The sequence below is a fragment of the Zestomonas insulae genome (genome assembly GCF_016901015.1).
Taxonomy (GTDB): Bacteria; Pseudomonadota; Gammaproteobacteria; order Pseudomonadales; family Pseudomonadaceae; genus Aquipseudomonas; species Aquipseudomonas insulae.
Window position 1 is genome coordinate 218822 of record NZ_JAFEUP010000006.1, and the last position, 20285, is coordinate 239106.

Sequence of the window (20285 nt, forward strand, 5' to 3'; positions counted from 1 at the left end):
AGCAGGTGCAACCCGCGGTCGGCGATGTCGCGCAACGGCGGGCAAGCAGCGCTGGGGAAAGCATAGACGCGCACGCCGCCCGCCCGGCGGCAGTCGTCGGGCGGGCGGGTGGCTAAGGGGGCAGGGTGCGCCGGCCCGCAGGCCGGCGCGCCGTGGCTCAGGCCTGGTGGTGCAGGTAGGCCTCGGCCAGCTGGCAGGCGCGCTCGATCAGCATCGGCGCCATCTCGCGGGCGGTCTGGGTGCCCTGGCGGGTATGGATCCAGCCCAGGTAGGTGGTGCCGCGTAGCATCAGGAACAGCGGCAGGGCGGCGCGGTCGGCGGCGCTCAGCGGTTTGACCGCGTGGTAGCCGTCGAGCAGCGCCTGTTCGATCTGTGCGTAGCGCGGGTCGTCGAGGCAGAAGTACAGCGCGGTGGCCAGCTCGAACATGTGCCAGCCGAAGCCGGCGTCGTCGAAGTCGATCAGCCGCAGCCGCGCGCCTTCGATCAGCAGGTTCTCCGGCACCAGGTCGGCGTGGATCATGCCGAAGTTGTCCAGCGTGCGGCCGTAGCGGCGCAGGTCGCTGCGCGCCGTGCGGCGCGCGCGCAGCAGCAGGTTGCGTTGTGCGTCGCTGAGCCCTTCGAGTTCCCAGAAGCGCCCCCAGAACGGCTCGGCGCCGATCAGCCCGTCCTCGTCCCAGGCGTGGCGGACGAATTCGTCGGGCTGCTGCCACTGCGATGCGTGGCGGTGGATGCGTGCGGCCAGCGCGCCGGCCTCGGCGAATAGGAAATCGATCGCCGCGTCGGCCTGCACGCCGTGCTCGGAAGTGCCGGCGGTGGCGCCCGGCAGCCAGGCGAGCATGTCGATGTGGCGCGGCTCGCCGATGTCCTCGTGGAGCACTTCGATCAGGTGCCGGTCGTCGCGGGCGCGGATCAGCTGCGGCACGGTGATGCCGTGCGCGCCGAGCGCCTCCATCCACTGCAGCTCGGAGCGCAGCGCGGCCTCGGAGTGGTAGCCGTTGCGGTGGATGCGCAGGGCGACGCGCTGGCCGTCGGCGCGCCAGGCGGAGAACACCGCGTTCTCGCGGTACTTGACCAGTTCCACGGTCTGGAACTCGCCGTCCCAGTGTTGCAGGGCGCGCTGCGCCAGCTCATGCAGTTTGGCGACTTGCTGGTCGTGGCTGAGGCTGTGGAATTCGCTCATGGGCCTTCCTCACAGCGCGCTGAGCGCGGCGTCCAGGGTGTCGATGAACAGCTCGGCGTGCTCGCGGCCGAACACCAGCGGAGGGCGCAGCTTGAGGATGTTGTCGCCGGCGCCGATCTTGCTGATCAGCACGCCGCGCTCGCGCATGTCGTTGACCACCCGGCGCGCCTCGAGGCCGGCCGGCTCCTTGGTCTGCCGGTCGCGGACCAGTTCGGCGGCGAAGAACAGCCCCTTGCCGCGCACGTCGCCGATCAGCGCGTGCTTGGCGGCCAGGCGTTCGAGACCCTGCTGCACGTAGGCGCCGACGTTGCGCGCGTTGGCCAGCAACTGCTCGTTCTCGATTACGTCGAGCACCGCCATGCCCACCTCGGCGGCCACCGGCGAACCGCCGAAGGTGTTGAAGTACAGCGCGCTGCGGCCGAACGCCTCGACCAGCTCGTTGCGGGTCACCAGCCCGGCCAGCGGGTAGCCGTTACCCATCGGCTTGCCGAGGGTAACGATGTCCGGCACCACGGCGTGCGCCTGGTGCCCCCACAGGTGCTCGCCGGTACGCGCGAAGCCGGATTGCACCTCGTCGGCAATGAACAGCCCGCCGGCCTCGCGGATCAGCGCCACGGCCTTGTTGACGAAGCCGGCCGGCACGCGCGGCAGGCCCTCATTGGCGAACAGGGTGTCGATCAGCAGCGCCGCCGGGCGGAGGCCCTGGGCCTTGAGCGAGGCAATCGCCTCGGCGACCTTGGCCGCGTACTGCTCGGCCAGCTGCTCCTCGCTGGTGCCGGGCGCTGCCTGGTACAGGCACGGAATCGGCACCGCGCGGGCATGCGCGGCGAACGGTTCGGGCGACGGCAGCGCGGTGGTCACCTCGGCCAGCGAGGCCGAGTTGCCGTGGTAGTTGTAGCTGCTGACGATGATCCCGGTGCCGCCGCTGGCGAAGCGCGCCAGGCGTAGCGCCAGCTCGTTGGCCTCGCTGCCGGTGCAGGTGAACATCACCGTGTCGAGCGGCGCATCGAAGGTCGCGGTGAGCCGCTCGGCGTAGCGCACGATGTGCTCGTCGAGGTAGCGCGTGTGGATGTTCAGGGTCGCCGCCTGGCGGTGCATCGCGGCGACCACGTGCGGGTGGCAGTGACCGACGCACGGCACGTTGTTGTAGACGTCGAGGTAGCGGCGCCCGTCGGCGTCGTACAGCCACACACCTTCACCGCGTACCAGGTGCAGGGGCTTGTCGTAGAACAGCGGGGACTGGCTGCCGAGCACGCGTTGGCGGCGTTGCAGGAGACTGAGTTCAGGCATGGTCGGGACTCTCGAGGACAGCGGCGCGGCCGGACAGTTGGCTGCGCACAAGGAAGTTGGCGATGCAGAGCACCAGGGTGACGCCGAGGCCGATCAGCATCAGCATGTCGAGCTGGAAGCAGGCGGCGATCACCGCCAGGGTCAGCAGCAGGCCGAAACCGGCGATCAGCTGGCCGCCGGGCAGGCGGAACGGCCGCGCCAGGTCGGGCTGGCTGCGGCGGATGTGCAGGTAGGCGGCGAAGATGAACAGGTAGCCGACGTTGAGCAGCAGCACCACGGCGAGCATCACGGTGGCCGGGTCGACCACCGACAGCGGCAGGCCGATGGCGCCGATCAGCAGCAGCGCCGGGTAGGGCGTGCCGCGCTCGCCGGTCTTCGCCAGCCACTGCGGGAACAGGCCGTCGCGGGCCATGGCGAACAGCTGCCGGGACGCGGCGTAGACCAGCGAGAAGAAGGTCGCGATCAGGCCGAAGATCGCCCCGCAGCCGATCACCTTGGCCAGCCACGACGACTCGCCGTAGACGTTGTTGCTGCTCATTGCCGCGTACAGCGGATCGCCCGCTGCACCGACCAGCGCCACACCGCCGGCGCCCGGCGCGCAGACCAGCACCACCAGCGCGGTGACCACCAGGGTGGCGACCGCAGCGAGGATGCCGCGCGGCATGGTGCGCCCCGGATCACTGGCTTCCTCGGCGGCCGAACCGCTCTGCTCGACGGTGATGAACAGCCAGATGGCGAACGGCACGCAGGCGAAGACGCCGCCCAGGCTCAGCGCCGCACCGGCGTCGGCGGGCATGACGAGCAGGTTGGCCAGCTGCACGTGCGGCGCCATCGCCGCGCCGAACACCAGCAGGGCGACCACCGCGACCAGCCCGGCGATCAGGGTCAGGCCCATCGCCTCGCCGACGCCACGCATGTGGATGCCGATGATCACCGCGAACAGGGCGAGCTTCACCGGCCAGCCACCGAGGCCGAAGATCGACTCGCTGTAGGCGCAGATGAAGGTCGCCGCGGCGCCGGTGCCGATGGTCAGGGCCAGCGCGCAGGCGACCCCGACCAGGTAGCCGACGAAGGGCCCGAATGCCGTCTGCGCGTAGGAGAACACCCCGCCGGCGCTGGGCATGGCGGTCGACAGCTCGGCCACGCACAGCGCCAGACCGCCGCACAGCAGGGCCATCAGCAGCGTGGCGACCAGCATGTTCAGCCAGCCGCCGGCGGCCAGGCCGTAGTTCCAGCCGGAAAACTGTCCAGCTACCACCAGCGCGACTCCGAGGCCGGCCACCTGGGCCCAGCCCAACGTACTTTTCTTCAGCACAAGCATCTCCCGCGGCCCGAGGGCCGATTTATTGTTGTTCGTCGGTGTGTCTTAGCGTGCAGCGCTGCGCAGGCCGGCGGGACGCCTAGCCGGGCAGCAGCGGTGTTCGGGTGGCCCGGCGCGAGTGGCGGGGCGGGGCGACGCAGGACGCGGCGCGGTGAGCGAAGGGGGCCGGCATGGTTCAAACCTCCAGAGCGGTGCTTGGGGCGAAACGCGGTGACGGGGCAGGCGACCAGCGGTCGTCTGCCGTTGTGCTCGATACTAGGCGCAGGCTCTGGCTCGGGCCTTTTGCCTGCTTGCCAAATGCTTGGCTGTGCTTGCCAGTTGTGCGTTTATCGCCCACTGCCGCGCACCCGGCAGGCAAAAAAAAGACCGGCCCTGGGGCCGGTCGCAAGGGACACGCTTGAAGCGGTTTAGGCGTTGCGCTTCACCACCAGGGTGAGGATGTCGTAGCTGGCGCACAGCTCGCCGTTCTGGTTGGTCACCTCGACGTCCCAGGCCACCACGCCTTGCGGCTCGCCTTTTGGGCTGATCTTGCCCTGGTCGATCTTGCGCTTGCAGGTCAGGCGCGCCTGGATGGTGTCGCCGATGCCTACCGGGGTGATGAAGCGCAGGGTGTCCAGGCCGTAGTTGGCCAGCACCGGGCCGACGCCGGGGGAGACGAACAGCCCGGCGGCGGCCGACAGCACGAAGTAGCCGTGGGCGATGCGCTTGCCGAACTGCGAGTCCTTGGCGGCGATCTCGTCGAAGTGCATATAGAAGTGGTCGCCGGACAGGCAGCCGAAGTTGACCAAGTCGGACTCGGTGACGGTGCGTCGGTGGGTGAGCAGCGACTCGCCGATCTGCAGGTCCTCGAAGTGGCGGCGGAACGGGTGCACCTCGGTCTCGATGACCTTGGCGCCGCGCACGTACTCGCCGGTGACCGCCATCAGCATGCTCGGCGATCCCTGCACCGCGGTGCGCTGCAGGTAGTGCTTGACCGCGCGCAGGCCGCCGAGCTCCTCGCCACCGCCGGCGCGGCCCGGGCCGCCGTGCTTGAGTTGCGGCAGCGGCGAGCCGTGGCCGGTGGATTCGGCCGCCGATTCGCGGTCGAGGATGTGCAGGCGGCCGTGCAGCGCGGCAGCGGCCGGCACCACCTTGGCGGCGACGCGCGGGTCCTTGGTGACCAGGCTGGCGACCAGGCTGCCCTTGCCGCGGGCGGCCAGGGCGATGGCTTCGTCGAGGTCGTCGTAGCCCATCAAGGTGCTGACCGGACCGAACGCCTCGATGTCGTGGGCGCCGCCCTCGGCGTGCGGGTCGCGGCTGCGCAGCAGGGTCGGGGCGAAGAACGCACCGTCATTGACCCCCTCGCCGCGCGGGGCGAAGCCGTCCTTCGCGCCGAACAGCAGTTCGCTGGATTGCAGCAGCGCCTCGACGCGCTCGGCGACGTCGGCCTGCTGGGCGTGCGAGGCCAGGGCGCCCATCTTCACACCTTCTACAGATGGATCACCGACCACGACTTTGGCCAGGCGGTCACGCAGGCGTTCGGCCACGGCGTCGATGTGCTTGGTCGGGACGATGGCGCGGCGGATCGCCGTGCACTTCTGGCCGGCCTTGGTGGTCATCTCGCGGGCCACTTCCTTGACGAACAGGTCGAACTCCTCGTCGTCCGGGGTGATCTCCGGGGCGAGGATCGCGCAGTTCAGCGAGTCGGCTTCGGCGTTGAACGGAATCGAGTTGCGCACCAGGTTGGCGTTGACCCGCAGCTTGGCGGCGGTGTCGGCCGACCCGGTGAAGGTCACCACGTCCTGGCCCTGCAGGCGGTCGAGCAGGTCGCCGGTGCCGCCGATGATCAGCTGCAGGCTGCCGGCCGGCAGCAGGCCGGATTCGTCCATCAGGCGCACCGCGGCTTCGGTCAGGTAGCTGGTTGCGGTGGCCGGTTTGACGATGCACGGCATGCCGGCGAGGAAGCTCGGCGCGAACTTCTCGAGCATGCCCCAGATCGGGAAGTTGAAGGCGTTGATGTGCACGGCGACGCCGCCGCGCGGCACCAGGATGTGGCTGCCGGCGAACTTGCCGGTCTTGCCCAGCGGGATCGCCGGGCCTTCGTGGACCAGGTTGCCGGACGGCAGCTCGCGGCTGCCCAGGCTGGCGTAGGCGAACAGGGTGCCGGCGCCGCCTTCGATGTCGATCCAGCTGTCGGCACGGGTCGCGCCGCTGTGGTGGGACAGCGCGTAGAGCTGTTCCTTGCGTTCGGTCAGGTATTTGCCGAGTGCCTTGAGGCGCGCGGCGCGCTGCTGGAAGTCCATCGCCATCAGTTCGGCGATGCCGCGCTGGCGGGCATGGGCCACCGCCTCGGCGAAGTCCAGGGCTTCCTCGTGGGTGCGTGCCAGGGGCTGGCCGTTGAGTGCGCTGCGCAGGGTCTGGGCGCCGTGCTGACCGATCCAGCGGCCGCCGATGAAACTTTGCAGGGTGGGTTGAGCCATGACGGGTCTCCGAAAAAGGGGCGCGCTCCAGTCGTCTGGGGCGCTGCGATCAAGGGCCTGGCGCTGCCGCCAAACCCGGTCGAAAAGAGCGCCGCCCCGGTCTCGTGAACCCGGGCGGTGCGCACGGCGCAAGGCCGTACGCGGCTGGCGCGGAGCGCCGGGTGGTGCGGCGGCAGCGGCGGCCGGGTGGGCCGGGCTGAGGGGTGCCGAACCGTAAACAGGGTGGAGCGGTGTACTTGGCGGCGGACTCCCCTCACCCCAGCCCTCTCCCGGAGGGAGAGGGGGCGTCTGGCGCGGGCCGTGCGCTTACAGCTGGTCGAAGTCGAGGACCACCTTGTCGCTGATCGGGTACGCCTGGCAGGACAGCACGTAGCCGGCCGCCACTTCGTAGTCCTCGAGGGCGAAGTTGCTGTCCATCTCCACCTCGCCGGACACCACCTTGCACTTGCAGGTCGAGCACACCCCGGCCTTGCACGAGTAGGGCAGTTCGGCGCCGTGTTCGTTGCCGGCGTCGAGCACGCTGACGCTGTTGCGCGCCAGCTCGAAGCTCAGCTCGCGGCCGTCGCTGATCACGGTGATCTGGCTCTTCGCGCTGTCGATCTGCGCGGCGGCCTGGCGCGCTTCGCGCTTCTCGCTGCTGCCGGCGGCGGCGAACAGTTCGAAGTGGATGCGCTCGGCCGGCATGCCGTTGGCCTTGAGCTGGTCACGCACCGTCTCGGTCATCGCCTGCGGGCCGCAGATGAAGGCGGCGTCGAGCGCCTGCACGTCGAGCCAGCGGCCGAACAGCTGGGCGCATTTGTCGGCGTCGATGCGACCGTTGTAGAGGTCGACGTCCTGCTGCTCGCGGCTGAACACGAAGATCAGGTTGAGGCGCTGCAGGTAGCGGTTCTTCAGGTCCTCGAGCTGCTCGCGGAACAGCGCGGCGTTGCTCGAGCGGTTGCCGTAGAGCAGGGCGAAGCTGCTGTGCGGCTCGCTTTCCAGGGTGGTCTTGATGATCGACAGGATCGGCGTGATGCCGCTGCCGGCAGCGACCGCCAGGTAGCGACCGTGGCGCGCGGCATCCAGAGGCACGAAGAAGTGCCCGGACGGCGGCATCACTTCCAGGCTCTGCCCGGCCTTGAGGCTGTCGTTGGCATAGGCGGAGAACTGCCCGCCGGCGACGCGCTTGATCGCCACGCGCAGTTCGCCGTCGTTGACCCCGGTGCAGATCGAGTAGGAGCGGCGCACTTCCTCGCCGTTCAGTTGGGTGCGCATCACCAGGTGCTGGCCCTGGGTGAAACGGAAATCGGTGGCCAGCTCGGCCGGCACGTCGAAGGCGATCGACACCGCGTCGCGGGTCTCCGGGCGCACTTCTTTGATCTTCAGGCTATGGAACTTGCTCATTGTTGTTCTCCGGCGGTTTAACCGCGTGGAGGGCGAACACAAACGTAGCGAGCGAAGGTCAGGCTAGGCGGAAGGGGCCGAGGAAGCGCAGTTTACGAGTTGTAAATGAGCATTCCGAGGCCGCTTCCAACGACGCATGGCCGAGCGCAGTAGTTTGTTTTCGTCCTCCTAGATGCACTTGAAGTAGTCGAAAGGTTCACGGCACTCGACGCAGCGATACAGCGCCTTGCAGGCGGTCGAGCCGAATTCGCTGAGGCGCTCGGTGTGCGCGCTGCCGCATTGCGGGCAGCACACCTCGGCGGGCTCGCCGAGCAGGCTGCGCTTGCTGGTGCTGCCGGCCGGCGGGGCGATGCCGTAGGCGCGCAGGGCTTCGCGGCCGTCGGCGCTGATCCAGTCGGTGGTCCACGCCGGGGTCAGCCGGCGCTCCAGCTGCGGCGCGGCGAAGCCGGCCTGCTCCAGCGCTTCGGCGATGTCCTGCTCGATCACCTCGGTGGCCGGGCAACCGGAGTAGGTCGGGGTGACCACCACGTGCAGGTGCCCGGCTTGCCAGTCGAGGCCACGGACGATGCCGAGGTCGACCACGCTGACCACCGGCACTTCCGGGTCCATCACCGCGCCGAGCACCGCCCAGGCCTGCGCCAGGTCGCCGCTCTGCAGCGGGCGCGCGCCACGGTCGCTGGCGATCAGCTCACCAGGTCGCATCGGGGTAGGCTCGCGGCAGGAACTGCATTTCGGCCAGCAGGGCGCCGAGGTGCTCGCTGTGCACGCCGCGGCGGCCGCTCAGGTAGAAGTGGCTGGCCGGTGCCGGCACTGGCAGGGTGGCGCGGGCGAAGGTGTCGGCGACCTTGGCGCGCCAGGCGCTGGCGATCGCTTCCGGTTGCGCGGCGACACCGGCGTCGGCCAGGCGCTGCTCGAGCTCGTCGCCCGCCGCCAGTTCGACGGTGAAGCGCCATACCTGCTCGATCGCCGCCAGCATGCGCCGGTGGCTTTCCTCGGTGCCGTCGCCGAGGCGCTCGACCCACTCGCCGGAGCGGCGCAGGTGGTAGGTGACTTCCTTCAGCGCCTTGGCGGCGATGCCGGCGATGCGCGCGTCGCTGGAGTCGCTCAGCGCGTGCAGCACCTGGAAGTGCCAGGCGTCGAAGAGGAACTGTTTGACGATGGTCACCGCGTAGTCGCCGTTCGGTTGCTCGACCAGCAACAGGTTGCGGTAGGCGCGCTCGTCGCGGCGGAACGCCAGGTGGTCGGCGTCGCGGCCGTCGGCGAGCAGCTCGGCGGCGTAGTCCAGCCAGTTGCGCGCCTGGCCGACCAGGTCGAGGCCGACGTTCATCAGCGCCAGCTCTTCTTCCAGGGCCGGGGCCTTGCCGCACCATTCGCACAGACGCTGGCCCTGGATCAGGGCGCTGTCGCCGAGGCGCAGCAGGTATTCGATCAGATCGGAATTCGGATTCATCACGGGCCTCACATGTGGCCGACTTCGGCCGGCAGCTCGTAGAAGCTGGCGTGGCGGTAGACCTTGTCTTCCGAGGGCACGAACAGCGGGTCCTTCTCGTCCGGCGAGGAGGCGGTGATCAGCGCCGAGGGCACCACCCACAGGCTCACGCCTTCGTTGCGGCGGGTGTACAGCTCGCGGGCGTTCTCGATGGCCATCGGCGCATCGGCGGCGTGCACGCTGCCGACATGCTTGTGGTTGAGGCCGTGCTTGCTGCGCACGAAGACTTCGAACAGGGTCCATTCGGACATGGCGGGACTCTCCAGATCAGGGGCGTATCAAGCGGCGTCGCGCTTGGCTTGTTGTTTGCGGGCGTAGGCGACCGCGGCTTCGCGGACCCAGGCGCCGTCCTCGATGGCCTTGCGGCGGGTGGCGACGCGCTCGACGTTGCACGGGCCGTTGCCCTTGAGCACTTCGTAGAATTCTTCCCACTGGATCTCGCCGAAGTCGTAGTGGCCGCGCTCTGCGTTCCACTTCAGGTGCGGGTCCGGCGCGGTGCAGCCGAGCAGCTCGAGTTGCGGCACGGTCTGGTCGACGAAGCGTTGGCGCAGTTCGTCGTTGCTCTGCCGCTTGATCTTCCAGGCCATCGACTGCGCGCTGTTCGGCGAGTCGGCGTCGCTCGGGCCGAACATCATCAGTGCCGGCCACCACAGGCGGTTGATCGCGTCCTGGACCATCTCCTGCTGCGCCGCGGTGCCTTCTTTCATCATGGTCAGCAGCAGCTGGTAGCCCTGACGCTGGTGGAAGGACTCTTCCTTGCAGATGCGGATCATCGCCCGCGAGTAGGGGCCGTAGGAGGTGCGCTGCAGCACCACCTGGTTGACGATCGCCGCGCCGTCGACCAGCCAGCCGACCGCGCCCATGTCGGCCCAGCTGAGGGTCGGGTAGTTGAAGATGCTCGAGTACTTGGCCTTGCCGCTGTGCAGTTTGGCGATTTCTTCGTCGCGGTCGGCGCCGAGGGTTTCCATCGCGCTGTACAGGTACAGGCCGTGGCCGGCCTCGTCCTGGATCTTGGCCATCAGCTGCAGCTTGCGCTTGAGGCTCGGCGCGCGGGTCACCCAGTTGCCTTCCGGCAGCATGCCGACGATCTCGGAGTGGGCGTGCTGGGAGATCTGGCGGATCAGGGTCTGCCGGTAGGCGTCCGGCATCCAGTTCTTCGCTTCGATCTTGATCTCGGCGTCGATCTTCTCTTGGAAGGCGCGCTCCTCGGGGGACATCTCGTCCAGCGCCTTGACCCGCTTAACGCCGGTCTCAACCAGTTGTGCGTACATGCTGCGTCTCCAGCCTTGCATAGGTTCTTCGGGAGGCCTTGGCCATGGCTGTATTTTTAAATGATACAAAAACAAATATCAAACACTAAATAGTGTGTCGGTTATTGTTTTTGTATCGCATCGCAACGGGCTTGCTCGATGGCACGGCTATAAGCACCGTTCGCGGGATGGCCGTGCCGGGCGCGAAAGGGCGGCTGGCAGGCGGTGGTGGTGCGCGTGGAATGCTGTCTGCAGGCCGCTATTTGCCTGCGTTTAGGCGTTTGGCTGGCAGGTAATAGCGGGAGAATGGCAGGGCGGCTGAGCGGCGCCGGTGCATGGCGAGCGGGGGCTGGGGCAGGGCGGTTGCGGGGATGCGCCGGTGCGCTCAGGTGTCGCGAAATACGATACAAAGAATGTTATGTATCGCTATATGCGTGTCTTATGAGTCGGCAGCGCCGCATCGGCGACGCTGCCGGGCGGCTCACGCGTCGACGATCACCTGGAAGCCGCCGAAGATCATGCGCTGGCCGTCGAAGGGCATCGCCTGATTGGCGTCCGGTTTCATCCGTGGGTCCTCCATGACCTTCTTCATCCCGCTGTCGCGCACCTGGCGTGACGGCCAGGTGATCCAGGAGAACACCACGGTTTCATCATCCTGGCGTTTCACCGCCATCGGGAAGGAGGTCACCTTGCCCTCCGGCACATCGTCGCCCCAGCACTCGACCACGCTGAGCGCGCCGTGCTCCTTGAACAGCACGGCCATCGTGCGGGCCAGTTCGGTGTATTGCTCGCGCTTGGCGGTGGGCACCGCGAGCACAAAGCCGTCGATGTAGTTCATGGGGGGAGTCTCCTGCGGGTGGGGGGCTGTCTAGCAGTCGATCCAGTGCAGCGCAGATCGACAGCCGCGGCGTCGCGCGCCGACCAGCGGCCGCTGCGCTTGCCGCGCGCAGGCAAAAAAAAGCCCCGCCGAAGCGGGGCCGTGCAGCGTGGGACTTAGGCCTTGGGACGCTTGTCGAACACGTGGCAGGCCTTGCCTTCCGAGCGCTTGAGGGCGTGGAAGGGCTGGATCAGCACGCGCGCGCTGATGCCGATGTGGGTCTTGATCTGCTTGCCCAGCTCGTTGCCGATCAGTTTCTGCTGATCCTCGTCGAGGTGCTCCAGGCCGTGCTTGAGCTCGACGTGCACCTCGATGCTATCGAGGTTGCCGGTGCGCTGCAGGTGCAGTTCATAGACCTCGGCGAGCTCCTTGATCTTCAGCACCTGCTCCTCGATCTGCGTGGGGAACACATTGACGCCGCGGATGATCAGCATGTCGTCGCTGCGCCCGGTGATCTTGTCGATGCGCCGCATCGGCCGTGCGGTGCCTGGCAGCAGGCGGGTCAGGTCGCGGGTGCGGTAGCGGATCATCGGCAGCGCCTCCTTGGACAGCGAGGTGAACACCAGCTCACCCAGCTCGCCGTCGGGCAGCACTTCGCCGGTCACCGGGTCGATGATCTCCGGGTAGAAGTGGTCTTCCCAGACGGTCGGGCCGTCCTTGGTCTCGGCGCATTCCATGGCCACGCCCGGGCCCATGATTTCCGACAGGCCGTAGATGTCCAGCGCGGTGATGCCCATGCGCTCCTCGACCGCGTGGCGCAGCTCGGCGGTCCACGGCTCGGCACCGAAGATGCCCAGGCGCAGCGCCAGCTTGTGTGGGTCGAGGCCCTGGCGCTCGATCTCGTCGGCGATGTTGAGCATGTACGAGGGGGTGACCATGATGATGTCCGGCTGGAAGTCGCGGATCAGTTGGACCTGCTTCTCGGTCTGCCCGCCGGACATCGGGATCACCGTGCAGCCCAGGCGCTCGGCACCGTAGTGCGCGCCGAGACCGCCGGTGAACAGCCCGTAGCCGTAGGAGATGTGCACCTTGTCGCCACGCCGGCCGCCGGCCGCGCGGATCGAGCGGGCCACCACGTTGGCCCAGGTGTCGATGTCGTTCTGCGTGTAGCCGACCACCGTCGGCTTGCCGGTGGTGCCGCTCGAGGCGTGCAGGCGCACGATGTCGTGCATCGGCACGGCGAACATGCCGTAGGGGTAGTTGTCGCGCAGGTCGTTCTTGCCGGTGAAGGGGAACTTGGCCAGGTCATCCAGGCTTTTCAGGTCGTCCGGGTGCACGCCCAGCGCGTCGAAGCGCTGCTTGTACAGCGGCACGTTGGCGTAGGCATGCTTGAGGCTCCAGCGCAGGCGCTCGAGTTGGTGCTGGCGGAGCTGATCGATGCTGGCGGTTTCCATCGGATCGAGCTGGGTGGTGGTAATCGGCATATTCATGGCTTCACTCGAATTGTTCTTGTGCCGCCCGCAGGCGGTGAGTGTGAGGGGCAGCATACCCCTCGTGCTTGGGGTCGTCAGATCCGTTCGATGACCAGGGCAATGCCTTGGCCGACGCCGATGCACATGGTGCACAGCGCGTAGCGGCCCTGGCGTTCTTCCAGTTCGTGCAGCGCGGTGGTGACCAGGCGCGCGCCGCTCATGCCCAGCGGGTGGCCAAGGGCGATGGCGCCGCCGTTCGGGTTGACCCGCGCGTCGTCGTCGCTCAGGCCGAGCTCGCGCAGCACAGCGAGGCCCTGGGCGGCGAAGGCTTCGTTGAGTTCGATGACGTCCATGTCGGCCAGGCTGAGGCCGGTCAGCTCCAGCACCTTGCGGGTCGCCGGCACCGGGCCGATGCCCATGATGCGCGGCTCGCAACCGGCGGTAGCCATGCCGACCACCCGGCCGCGCGCCTTCAGGCCGTGGCGCTGGGCGGCCGCCGGGCTGGCCAGCAGCAGCGCACAGGCGCCGTCGTTTACGCCCGAGGCGTTGCCGGCGGTGACGCTACCGTCCTTGCGGAACGGCGTGCCGAGCTTGGCCAGCTGCTCCAGGGTGGTGTCGCCGCGCGGGTGCTCGTCGTGCTCGACGAGTTTCGCCGGGCCTTTGCGCTGGGGAATTTCCACCGGGACGATTTCCTTGGCCAGGCGACCGCTGGCCTGCGCGGCGGCGGCCTTGTGCTGGCTGCGCAGGGCGAAGGCGTCTTGGTCGGCGCGCGCGATGTTGAACTGCGCGGCGACGTTCTCGGCAGTCTCCGGCATCGAGTCGATGCCGAACTGCGCCTGCATCGCCGGGTTGACGAAGCGCCAGCCGATGGTGGTGTCGAAGATCTCCGCGCTGCGGCCGAAGGCCTGCTCGGACTTGCCCATCACGAAGGGCGCGCGCGACATCGATTCGACGCCGCCGGCGATCATCAGCCCGGCCTCGCCGCAGCGGATCGCCCGCGCCGCGCTGCCGACCGCGTCCAGCCCGGAGCCGCACAGGCGGTTCAGGGTGGTGCCCGGCACGCTGACCGGCAGGCCGGCGAGCAGCGAAGCCATGTGCGCGACGTTGCGGTTGTCTTCGCCGGCCTGGTTGGCGCAGCCGTAGATCACGTCGTCGATGGCGCTCCAGTCCAGCTGCGGGTGGCGCTCGCGCAGGGCCTTCAGCGGGATGGCGCTAAGGTCGTCGGCGCGCACGCTGGAGAGGGCGCCGGCGTAACGACCGATGGGCGTGCGGATGGCGTCGATGATCAGGGCGTCATTCATTCGGGGTCTCCTGCGCCAGCACGGTGCCGCGCACTTTGTAGGATTTGCCGCGGAACAGGGCGATCAGCTGGCCGTCCTGGTTGTCGATGCGCACGTCGTAGTTGCCGGTGCGGCCACTGCGGCTCTGCTCGCTGGCGTGCGCGGTGAGGGTGTCGCCGAGGCGCGCCGGGGCGACGTAATCGATGCTGCAGCCGATCGCCACGCAGGCGTCGTTGTAGCTGTTGCAGGCGAAGGCGAACGCCGAGTCGGCGAGGGCGAACAGGTAGCCGCCGTGGCAGGTGCCGTGGCCCTGGATCATTTCCTCGCGGACCTGCATGGCCACCTGCGCGCGGCCCGGGCCGGCGCCGAGCAGGCGCATGCCCATGCGCTGGCTGGCCTGGTCGCGGGCGAACATGGCCTCGGCGCAGGCGCTGGCGAGGTTCTGCGGATCAGTCATGGCAGTTGCGTCCTTCGGCGACCAGGCGGCGCAGCAGCAGCGACGGGCGGTAGCGCTCTTCGCCGTAGGCCGCCTGCAGGTTGGCGAGCGCGCTGACCACCGCCGGCAGGCCGATGGCATCGGCCCAGGCCAGCGGGCCCTGCGGATAATTGACCCCGGCGCGCATCGCCAGGTCGATGTCGGCGGCGCTGCCGACGCCCTGCAGCACCGCGTCGGCGCCTTCGTTGGCGAGCATCGCCACGGTGCGCAGCACGGCCAGGCCGGGCAGGTCGGCGAGCGCGCTGACCTTCAGCCCGGCGCGCTGCAGCAAGGCGACGGCCTGGTCGCGGGCGGCGGCGCTGGTGTCGGCGGCGCAGGCGATGGCCAGGCGGCCGGCCTTGGCGTAGTCGAGCGCCAGGTCGAGCAGCACCAGATTGCGTAGGCCGTCGTCCTGGGCGCGCTGGCTGGCCAGGCGACCGTCGGACAGCGCCAGCACCGCATCGCCGACGCGCAGCAGGCCGCAGCCATCACGGCGCACGACCTTGACGCCAGCATCCGCCAGGCGCTGGATCAGCGGCTCGGCAATGCCGAGGCTGCCTTCCACCACGCAGCTGTCGATGGTCGCGGCGCTGCTCAGTTCGGCCGGTTGCGGGCGTTCGGCACCCTCGGCATAGCTATAGAAGCCGTGACCGCTCTTGCGTCCGAGGCGGCCGGCGTCGACCAGCTCCTTCTGGATCAGCGAAGGCTGGAAGCGGAAGTCGCCGTAGTAGGCGGCGAACACCGAGCAGGTCACCGCGTAGTTGACGTCGTGGCCGATCAGGTCAGTGAGCTCGAAGGCGCCCATGCGGAAGCCGCCAGCGTCGCGCAGCAGCGCGTCGAGGGTCGCGCAGTCGGCGGCGCCTTCCTGCAGCAGGCGCAGGCTCTCGGCGTAGAACGGCCGGGCCACGCGGTTGACGATGAAACCGGGGGTGGATTTGGTGTGCACCGGCTGCTTGCCCCAGGCGCTCGCCGTGGCGTACAGCCGCTCGGCCAGCGCGCGCGGAGTGGCGAGGCCAGAGACGATTTCGACCAGCGCCATCAGCGGCGCCGGGTTGAAGAAGTGCATGCCGATCACCCGCTCGGGGTGGGCGAGGCCGGCGGCCAGGCTGGTGATCGACAGCGACGAGGTGTTGCTGGCGAGGATGCACTCGGCGCTGCACAGCGCTTCCAGCTGGCGCAGCAGGCCGCGCTTGACCTCGAGGTTCTCGACGATCGCCTCGATTACCAGGCCGGCATCGGCCAGTGCCTCGATGGCGTCGGCCGGCTGCAGGCGCGCGACCGTGGCAGCACGCGCCTCGGCGCTGAGCTTGCCCTTTTCCACCAGCTTGCCGAGCTGCCGGTCGATACCGTCGATGGCCTGGGCGGCGGCGCCCGGGCGGGTGTCGTGCAGCTTCACCGGATGGCCGGCCTGCGCCGCCACCTGGGCGATGCCGGCGCCCATGGCGCCAGCGCCGATCACGGCGACGACGGTGCTGCGGTCGAGTGCGCTCATCGCTCAGCGTCCCTTGTAGGTCGGGGTGCGTTTTTCCATGAAGGCGCTGACGCCCTCGCGGTAGTCCTCGCTGCGCCCGGCCAGGCGCTGCAGGTCGCGCTCGAGGTCGAGTTGCTCGTCGAAGCTGTTGCTCAGGCTGGCGTTCAGGCTGCGCTTGATCAGTGCCAGGCCGTAGGTCGGCTGGGTGGCCAGGTGACGGGCCAGCTTGAGCGCTTCGTTGCGCAACTCGGCGTCGTCGACCACCCGGTAGATCAGGCCCCACTGTTCGGCCTGTTCGGCGCTCAGGCGCTCGCCGAGCAGCATCAGCGCCTTGGCGCGGGCGCTGCCGACCAGGCGTGGCAGGGTCCAGGTGCCGCCGGAATCGGGGATCAGGCCGAGCTTGCAGAACGCCTGGATGAAGCTCGCCGAACGCGCGGCGAGGACCAGGTCGCAGGCCAGCGGGATGTTCGCCCCGGCGCCGGCGGCGACGCCGTTGACCGCGCAGATCACCGGCAGCGGCAGGTCGCGCAGGGCGCGGATCAGCGGGTTGTAGAACTGTTCGATGGACTCGCCGAGGTCCGGTGCGGCGGCGCCCGGAGCGACGTTGCGGTCACCGAGGTCCTGGCCGGCGCAGAAGCCGCGGCCCTCGCCGGTGAGCAACAGCACGCGCACCTCGGGGTTCTGGCGTACCTGCTTGAGCGCGTCGCGCACTTCGCCGTGCATCGCGGCGTTGAAGCTGTTGAGTTGCTCGGGGCGGTTGAGGCTGAGGGTGGCGACGCCGTCCTCGATGACAAACAGGATGTGCTCGTAATTCATGGCAGGGCGCTCTATGGATAACGACGGAATAGGTGGCCAGGCTTACTGGCCGGTGAATACGGGGCGGCGCTTGGCCTGGAAGGCGGCGATGCCCTCCTGGCGGTCGGCGGTGCCGGCCAACACGGTGAACGCGTGGCGCTCGAAGCGCAGGCCGCTGGCCAGGTCGGTGTCCTGCGCCTTGAGCAGCGCTTCCTTGGCCAGGCGCACCGCCAGCGGCGCCTTCTGGGCGATCAGGCGGGCGATCGCGGTGGCGCGCTCGACGGTGAATTCCGGTTGGGTGACTTCGCTGACCAGTCCGGCGCGCTGGGCGAAGCGCGCGTCGATGGCCTCGCCGGTGAGCACCATCTGCATGGCCAGCGACTTGCCGACCGCGCGCAGCAGGCGTTGCGTGCCGCCGGCGCCGGGCATGATGCCGAGGTTGATTTCCGGCTGGCCGAAGCGCGCGTCTTCACCGGCAATAAGGATGTCGGCGTGCATTGCCAGCTCGCAGCCACCGCCCAGGCAGAAGCCGTTGACTGCGGCGATCAGCGGCTTGGAGAAGGCGGCGATGCGCTGCCAGTGGACGACGCGCGGGTCATTGAGGATGCCGACCAGGTCGCGCTCGGCCATCTCCTTGATGTCGGCGCCGGCGGCGAACGCCTTGCGGCTGCCGGTGAGCACCACGGCGCGGGTCTCCGGGTCGCGTTCGGCGAGCTCCAGTTCGGCCGCCAGCTCGCCGAGCAGTTCGCTGGTCAGGGCGTTCAGCGCTTCCGGTCGCTGCAGGGTGATCAGGCGCACGCCCGCTTCGGGGGCAAGAACGGTAAGGGTGCGAGGCATCGAACGCTCCTCAGGCTGCACGCGGCTTGGGTGGCCGGCTCATTATGGGTCGTCGCGGCAGGGCACCCGTTTAGAGTGGGTGTCAGGCCGTGTTTTTTCGAGTATAGCCACAAAGCGATACAGAACAACAAGATTAAATTGTAATTTATGTGTCCTATAATTCGCTCGAAGGGTGCGCTATGGCTCTGCCTAATAGTGTTCTCAGGCCTTGCAGGGTGCGTGCTTGAGCGGATTGTGCGCGGTGTTAGCCATGCTGTAGCGCTCATCTGGCTAGCTATTCCGATACGCACTGCTTTACTTCTCGATAAAAAAGCGTTGTGATACAGAAAATCCACTTCGGTGCATCGCTTTCTGCAGCTTTGTCCCGTTCGCCGTGTTTTCGAGGAATCCCGCTATGCCGTCCGCCGCCACTCGCGCCGCCCTGGAACTGTTCGACCACCACCGCGCCACGCTCGACCGCGCAGTGCAGGCCATCGCCGAGCGTGGCTACTGGTCGCCCTACAGCGAGCAGCTCAAGCAGTATCCGGAAGCGGCGGTGCAGGGCGCGCAGGCGGTCTTCGAGGCGCTGCTCAATCAGCATTTCAAACTGCACGGTCCGGCGCCGGTCGGCCGCGCTGGCGCCGAGCGTTCGCCGTATGGCTTCGACCTCGGGGTCAGCTACGACCAGTACGACGCCGAGCAGTTGCTCGCCCGCCAGCAGCAGGCGCTGCCGGCCTGGCGCGATGCCGGTCCGCAGGCGCGGGTCGGCGCCTGCCTGGAAATCCTCCAGCGCCTCAATGCGCTGAGCCCGACGCTGGCCCACGCGGTGATGCACACCACCGGCCAGGCTTTCATGATGGCCTTCCAGGCCGGCGGCGCGCATGCCCAGGACCGCGGCCTGGAAGCCGTGGCCTACGCCTGGCGAGCGATGGCCGAAGTGCCGCAGGCGGCGCGCTGGGTCAAGCCGCAGGGCAAGGGCGAGCCGCTGCAACTCGACAAGCGCTGGCACATCGTGCCGCGCGGCCTGTCGCTGGTGGTCGCCTGCTCGACCTTCCCGACCTGGAACACCTACCCGGGCCTGTTCGCCAGCCTGGCCACCGGCAACCCGGTGCTGGTCAAGGCGCATCCGGGAGCGATCCTGCCGGTGGCGATGAGCGTCAAGGTCGCCCAGGACGTGCTCGCCGAGTTGGGCTTCGACCCGGCGCTGGTCAGCCTGGTGGTCGACACCCCCGAGTCGCCGGTGGCCCAGCAGCTGGCCCTCGATCCGCGCGTCAAACTGGTCGACTTCACCGGCTCCAACGCCTTCGGCGAATGGCTGGAGCAGCACGCGCTGCAGGCCCAGGTGTTCACCGAGAAGGCCGGCATCAACACGGTGATCATCGACAGCACCGCGGACCTCAAGGCGGTGGCGAAGAACCTGGCGTTCTCCCTCAGCCTGTATTCCGGGCAGATGTGCACCACCACCCAGGCCATCTATGTGCCGCGCGGCGGCATTCGCAACGGTGACGAACAGCTCAGCTTTGAACAGGTCGCTGAGACCCTCGCAGGGGCGGTCAAAGGTTTCCTCGCCGAAAACGAGCGTGCCTGCGCGGTGCTCGGCGCCATCCAGTCCGAGGCCACCGCGGCGCGCATCGACGCCTGCCGCGCGCTCGGCGAAGTGCTGCTCGACAGCGAGGTGCGCGAGCACCCGCAATTCCCCGGCGCGCGGGTGCGCACGCCGCTGCTGCTCAAGGTCGACGCCAGCGAGCGCGCCGCCTACGCGGAAGAGCGTTTCGGCCCGATCGCTTTTCTGATCGCCACCGACGACAGCGCACACAGCCTGCAGGTGGCCCGCGAGGTAATCGCCGCCAAGGGCGCGATGACCCTCGGCGTGTATTCCACCGACGAAGCCTTCCTCGACCAGGCCGAAGCGCTGGCCCAGGACGTCGCGGTGGCGCTGTCGGTGAACCTCGACGGCGGCGTGTTCGTCAACCAGTCGGCAGCCTTCAGCGACTTCCACGCCACCGGCGGCAACCCGGCGGCGAATGCCTCGATCAGCGACGGCGCGTTCGTCAGCCGGCGTTTCGTCACCGTGCAGAGCCGCCGGCACGCGGCGCAGTGAGCAACCGGCCATGACCTGCTACAGCCTCGACGGCCTGACCCCGGTGGTGCATCCCACCGCCTACGTGCACCCCACGGCGGTGTTGATCGGTGACGTGATCATCGGCGCCGGTTGCTACGTCGGCCCGCTGGCCAGCCTGCGCGGCGACTTCGGGCGCATCGTGCTGGAGGAGGGCGCCAATATTCAGGACACCTGCGTGATGCACGGCTTCCCGGACAGCGACACGGTGGTCGGCCGCAACGGCCACATCGGTCATGGCGCGGTGCTGCACGGCTGCCGCATTGGCGACGACGTGCTGGTCGGCATGAATGCGGTGGTGATGGACAAGGCGCAGATCGGCGCGCGCTCGTTCGTCGCCGCCACAACCTTCGTCAAGGCCGGCTTCCAGTGCGACGAGCAATCGCTGGTGCTCGGCTCGCCGGCGGCGGTCAAGCGCCGCATGAGCGACGAGGAGATCGCCTGGAAGCAGGCCGGTACTCGCGAGTACCAGTTGCTCGCCCAGCGCTGCGCCCAGAGCCTGGTCGCCTGCGAGCCGCTTAGCGCAGTCGAGGCCGGGCGTCCGCGGATCAGCGCAAGCAGCTTCCGACCGAAGGGCGAGGCGCAATGAGCCGGCCGACGGGTGGTCTGAAGGTTTCCCCAATGGCCAGGCCTGGCGCCCGGCGGGTATATTCCGCTGCACTTTCATG

18 protein-coding genes are annotated in these 20285 nt (G+C 68.6%); 2 read left to right on the top strand and 16 right to left on the bottom strand.

The window, feature by feature from the left end:
- Nucleotides 1-157: 157 nt before the first annotated feature.
- From JQX08_RS19560 to paaF, 16 genes are all read right to left on the bottom strand, one after another.
- Nucleotides 158-1180, bottom strand: a complete 1023-nt coding sequence (locus JQX08_RS19560; RefSeq protein ID WP_205350095.1) for a phosphotransferase enzyme family protein — start codon at nt 1178-1180, stop codon at nt 158-160.
- Between the two features lie 9 nt (nt 1181-1189).
- Nucleotides 1190-2470 (bottom strand): aspartate aminotransferase family protein, encoded by a 1281-nt coding sequence (locus tag JQX08_RS19565; RefSeq protein WP_205350096.1) that lies wholly within the window; start codon nt 2468-2470, stop codon nt 1190-1192.
- On the bottom strand, nt 2463-3785 hold the full coding sequence (locus JQX08_RS19570; RefSeq protein ID WP_205350097.1) for an amino acid permease: 1323 nt from the start codon (nt 3783-3785) through the stop codon (nt 2463-2465). Before JQX08_RS19570 ends, JQX08_RS19565 begins: the two co-directional genes overlap by 8 nt.
- A gap of 413 nt (nt 3786-4198) precedes the next feature.
- A complete protein-coding gene (gene paaZ / locus JQX08_RS19575; protein ID WP_205350098.1) occupies nt 4199-6250 on the bottom strand; it encodes a phenylacetic acid degradation bifunctional protein PaaZ in 2052 nt (683 codons plus the stop codon).
- A 306-nt stretch (nt 6251-6556) separates the two neighbouring features.
- A complete protein-coding gene (gene paaE, locus JQX08_RS19580) occupies nt 6557-7633 on the bottom strand; it encodes a 1,2-phenylacetyl-CoA epoxidase subunit PaaE (protein WP_205350099.1) in 1077 nt (358 codons plus the stop codon).
- 168 nt (nt 7634-7801) lie between these two features.
- Entirely contained in the window at nt 7802-8335 is a 534-nt protein-coding gene (gene paaD, locus JQX08_RS19585; protein ID WP_205350100.1) for a 1,2-phenylacetyl-CoA epoxidase subunit PaaD, read from the bottom strand.
- Entirely contained in the window at nt 8322-9083 is a 762-nt protein-coding gene (gene paaC, locus JQX08_RS19590) for a 1,2-phenylacetyl-CoA epoxidase subunit PaaC (RefSeq protein ID WP_205350101.1), read from the bottom strand. The genes paaD and paaC overlap by 14 nt, the downstream gene beginning before the upstream one ends.
- 8 nt (nt 9084-9091) lie before the next feature.
- Entirely contained in the window at nt 9092-9373 is a 282-nt protein-coding gene (gene paaB / locus JQX08_RS19595; RefSeq protein ID WP_205350102.1) for a 1,2-phenylacetyl-CoA epoxidase subunit PaaB, read from the bottom strand.
- 27 nt (nt 9374-9400) lie between these two features.
- Nucleotides 9401-10393 carry a 1,2-phenylacetyl-CoA epoxidase subunit PaaA gene (gene paaA, locus JQX08_RS19600; RefSeq protein WP_205350103.1) on the bottom strand — a complete coding sequence of 331 codons (993 nt, stop codon included), beginning with the start codon at nt 10391-10393 and terminating at the stop codon, nt 9401-9403.
- Nucleotides 10394-10853: 460 nt separating this feature from the next.
- Nucleotides 10854-11210, bottom strand: coding sequence for a DUF1428 domain-containing protein (locus JQX08_RS19605; RefSeq protein ID WP_205350104.1), 357 nt, complete (start codon nt 11208-11210; stop codon nt 10854-10856).
- A gap of 155 nt (nt 11211-11365) precedes the next feature.
- Nucleotides 11366-12679 carry a phenylacetate--CoA ligase PaaK gene (paaK, locus tag JQX08_RS19610; RefSeq protein WP_205350105.1) on the bottom strand — a complete coding sequence of 438 codons (1314 nt, stop codon included), beginning with the start codon at nt 12677-12679 and terminating at the stop codon, nt 11366-11368.
- 77 nt (nt 12680-12756) lie between these two features.
- Nucleotides 12757-13962 carry a 3-oxoadipyl-CoA thiolase gene (gene pcaF / locus JQX08_RS19615; RefSeq protein WP_205350106.1) on the bottom strand — a complete coding sequence of 402 codons (1206 nt, stop codon included), beginning with the start codon at nt 13960-13962 and terminating at the stop codon, nt 12757-12759.
- A complete protein-coding gene (paaI, locus tag JQX08_RS19620; RefSeq protein ID WP_205350107.1) occupies nt 13955-14398 on the bottom strand; it encodes a hydroxyphenylacetyl-CoA thioesterase PaaI in 444 nt (147 codons plus the stop codon). The genes pcaF and paaI overlap by 8 nt, the downstream gene beginning before the upstream one ends.
- On the bottom strand, nt 14391-15908 hold the full coding sequence (gene paaH, locus JQX08_RS19625) for a 3-hydroxyacyl-CoA dehydrogenase PaaH (protein WP_205350108.1): 1518 nt from the start codon (nt 15906-15908) through the stop codon (nt 14391-14393). The genes paaI and paaH overlap by 8 nt, the downstream gene beginning before the upstream one ends.
- 3 nt (nt 15909-15911) lie before the next feature.
- Nucleotides 15912-16703, bottom strand: coding sequence for a 2-(1,2-epoxy-1,2-dihydrophenyl)acetyl-CoA isomerase PaaG (gene paaG, locus JQX08_RS19630; RefSeq protein WP_205350109.1), 792 nt, complete (start codon nt 16701-16703; stop codon nt 15912-15914).
- Nucleotides 16704-16745: 42 nt separating this feature from the next.
- Complete coding sequence (gene paaF, locus JQX08_RS19635) at nt 16746-17519, bottom strand: 2,3-dehydroadipyl-CoA hydratase PaaF (protein WP_205350110.1); 774 nt, start codon at nt 17517-17519, stop codon at nt 16746-16748.
- Between the two features lie 394 nt (nt 17520-17913).
- On the opposite strand from paaF, the gene paaN reads away from it, so the two are divergent.
- Nucleotides 17914-19599, top strand: coding sequence for a phenylacetic acid degradation protein PaaN (gene paaN / locus JQX08_RS19640; protein ID WP_205350111.1), 1686 nt, complete (start codon nt 17914-17916; stop codon nt 19597-19599).
- A gap of 10 nt (nt 19600-19609) precedes the next feature.
- A complete protein-coding gene (gene paaY, locus JQX08_RS19645) occupies nt 19610-20206 on the top strand; it encodes a phenylacetic acid degradation protein PaaY (protein WP_205350112.1) in 597 nt (198 codons plus the stop codon).
- Nucleotides 20207-20285 lie beyond the last annotated feature (79 nt).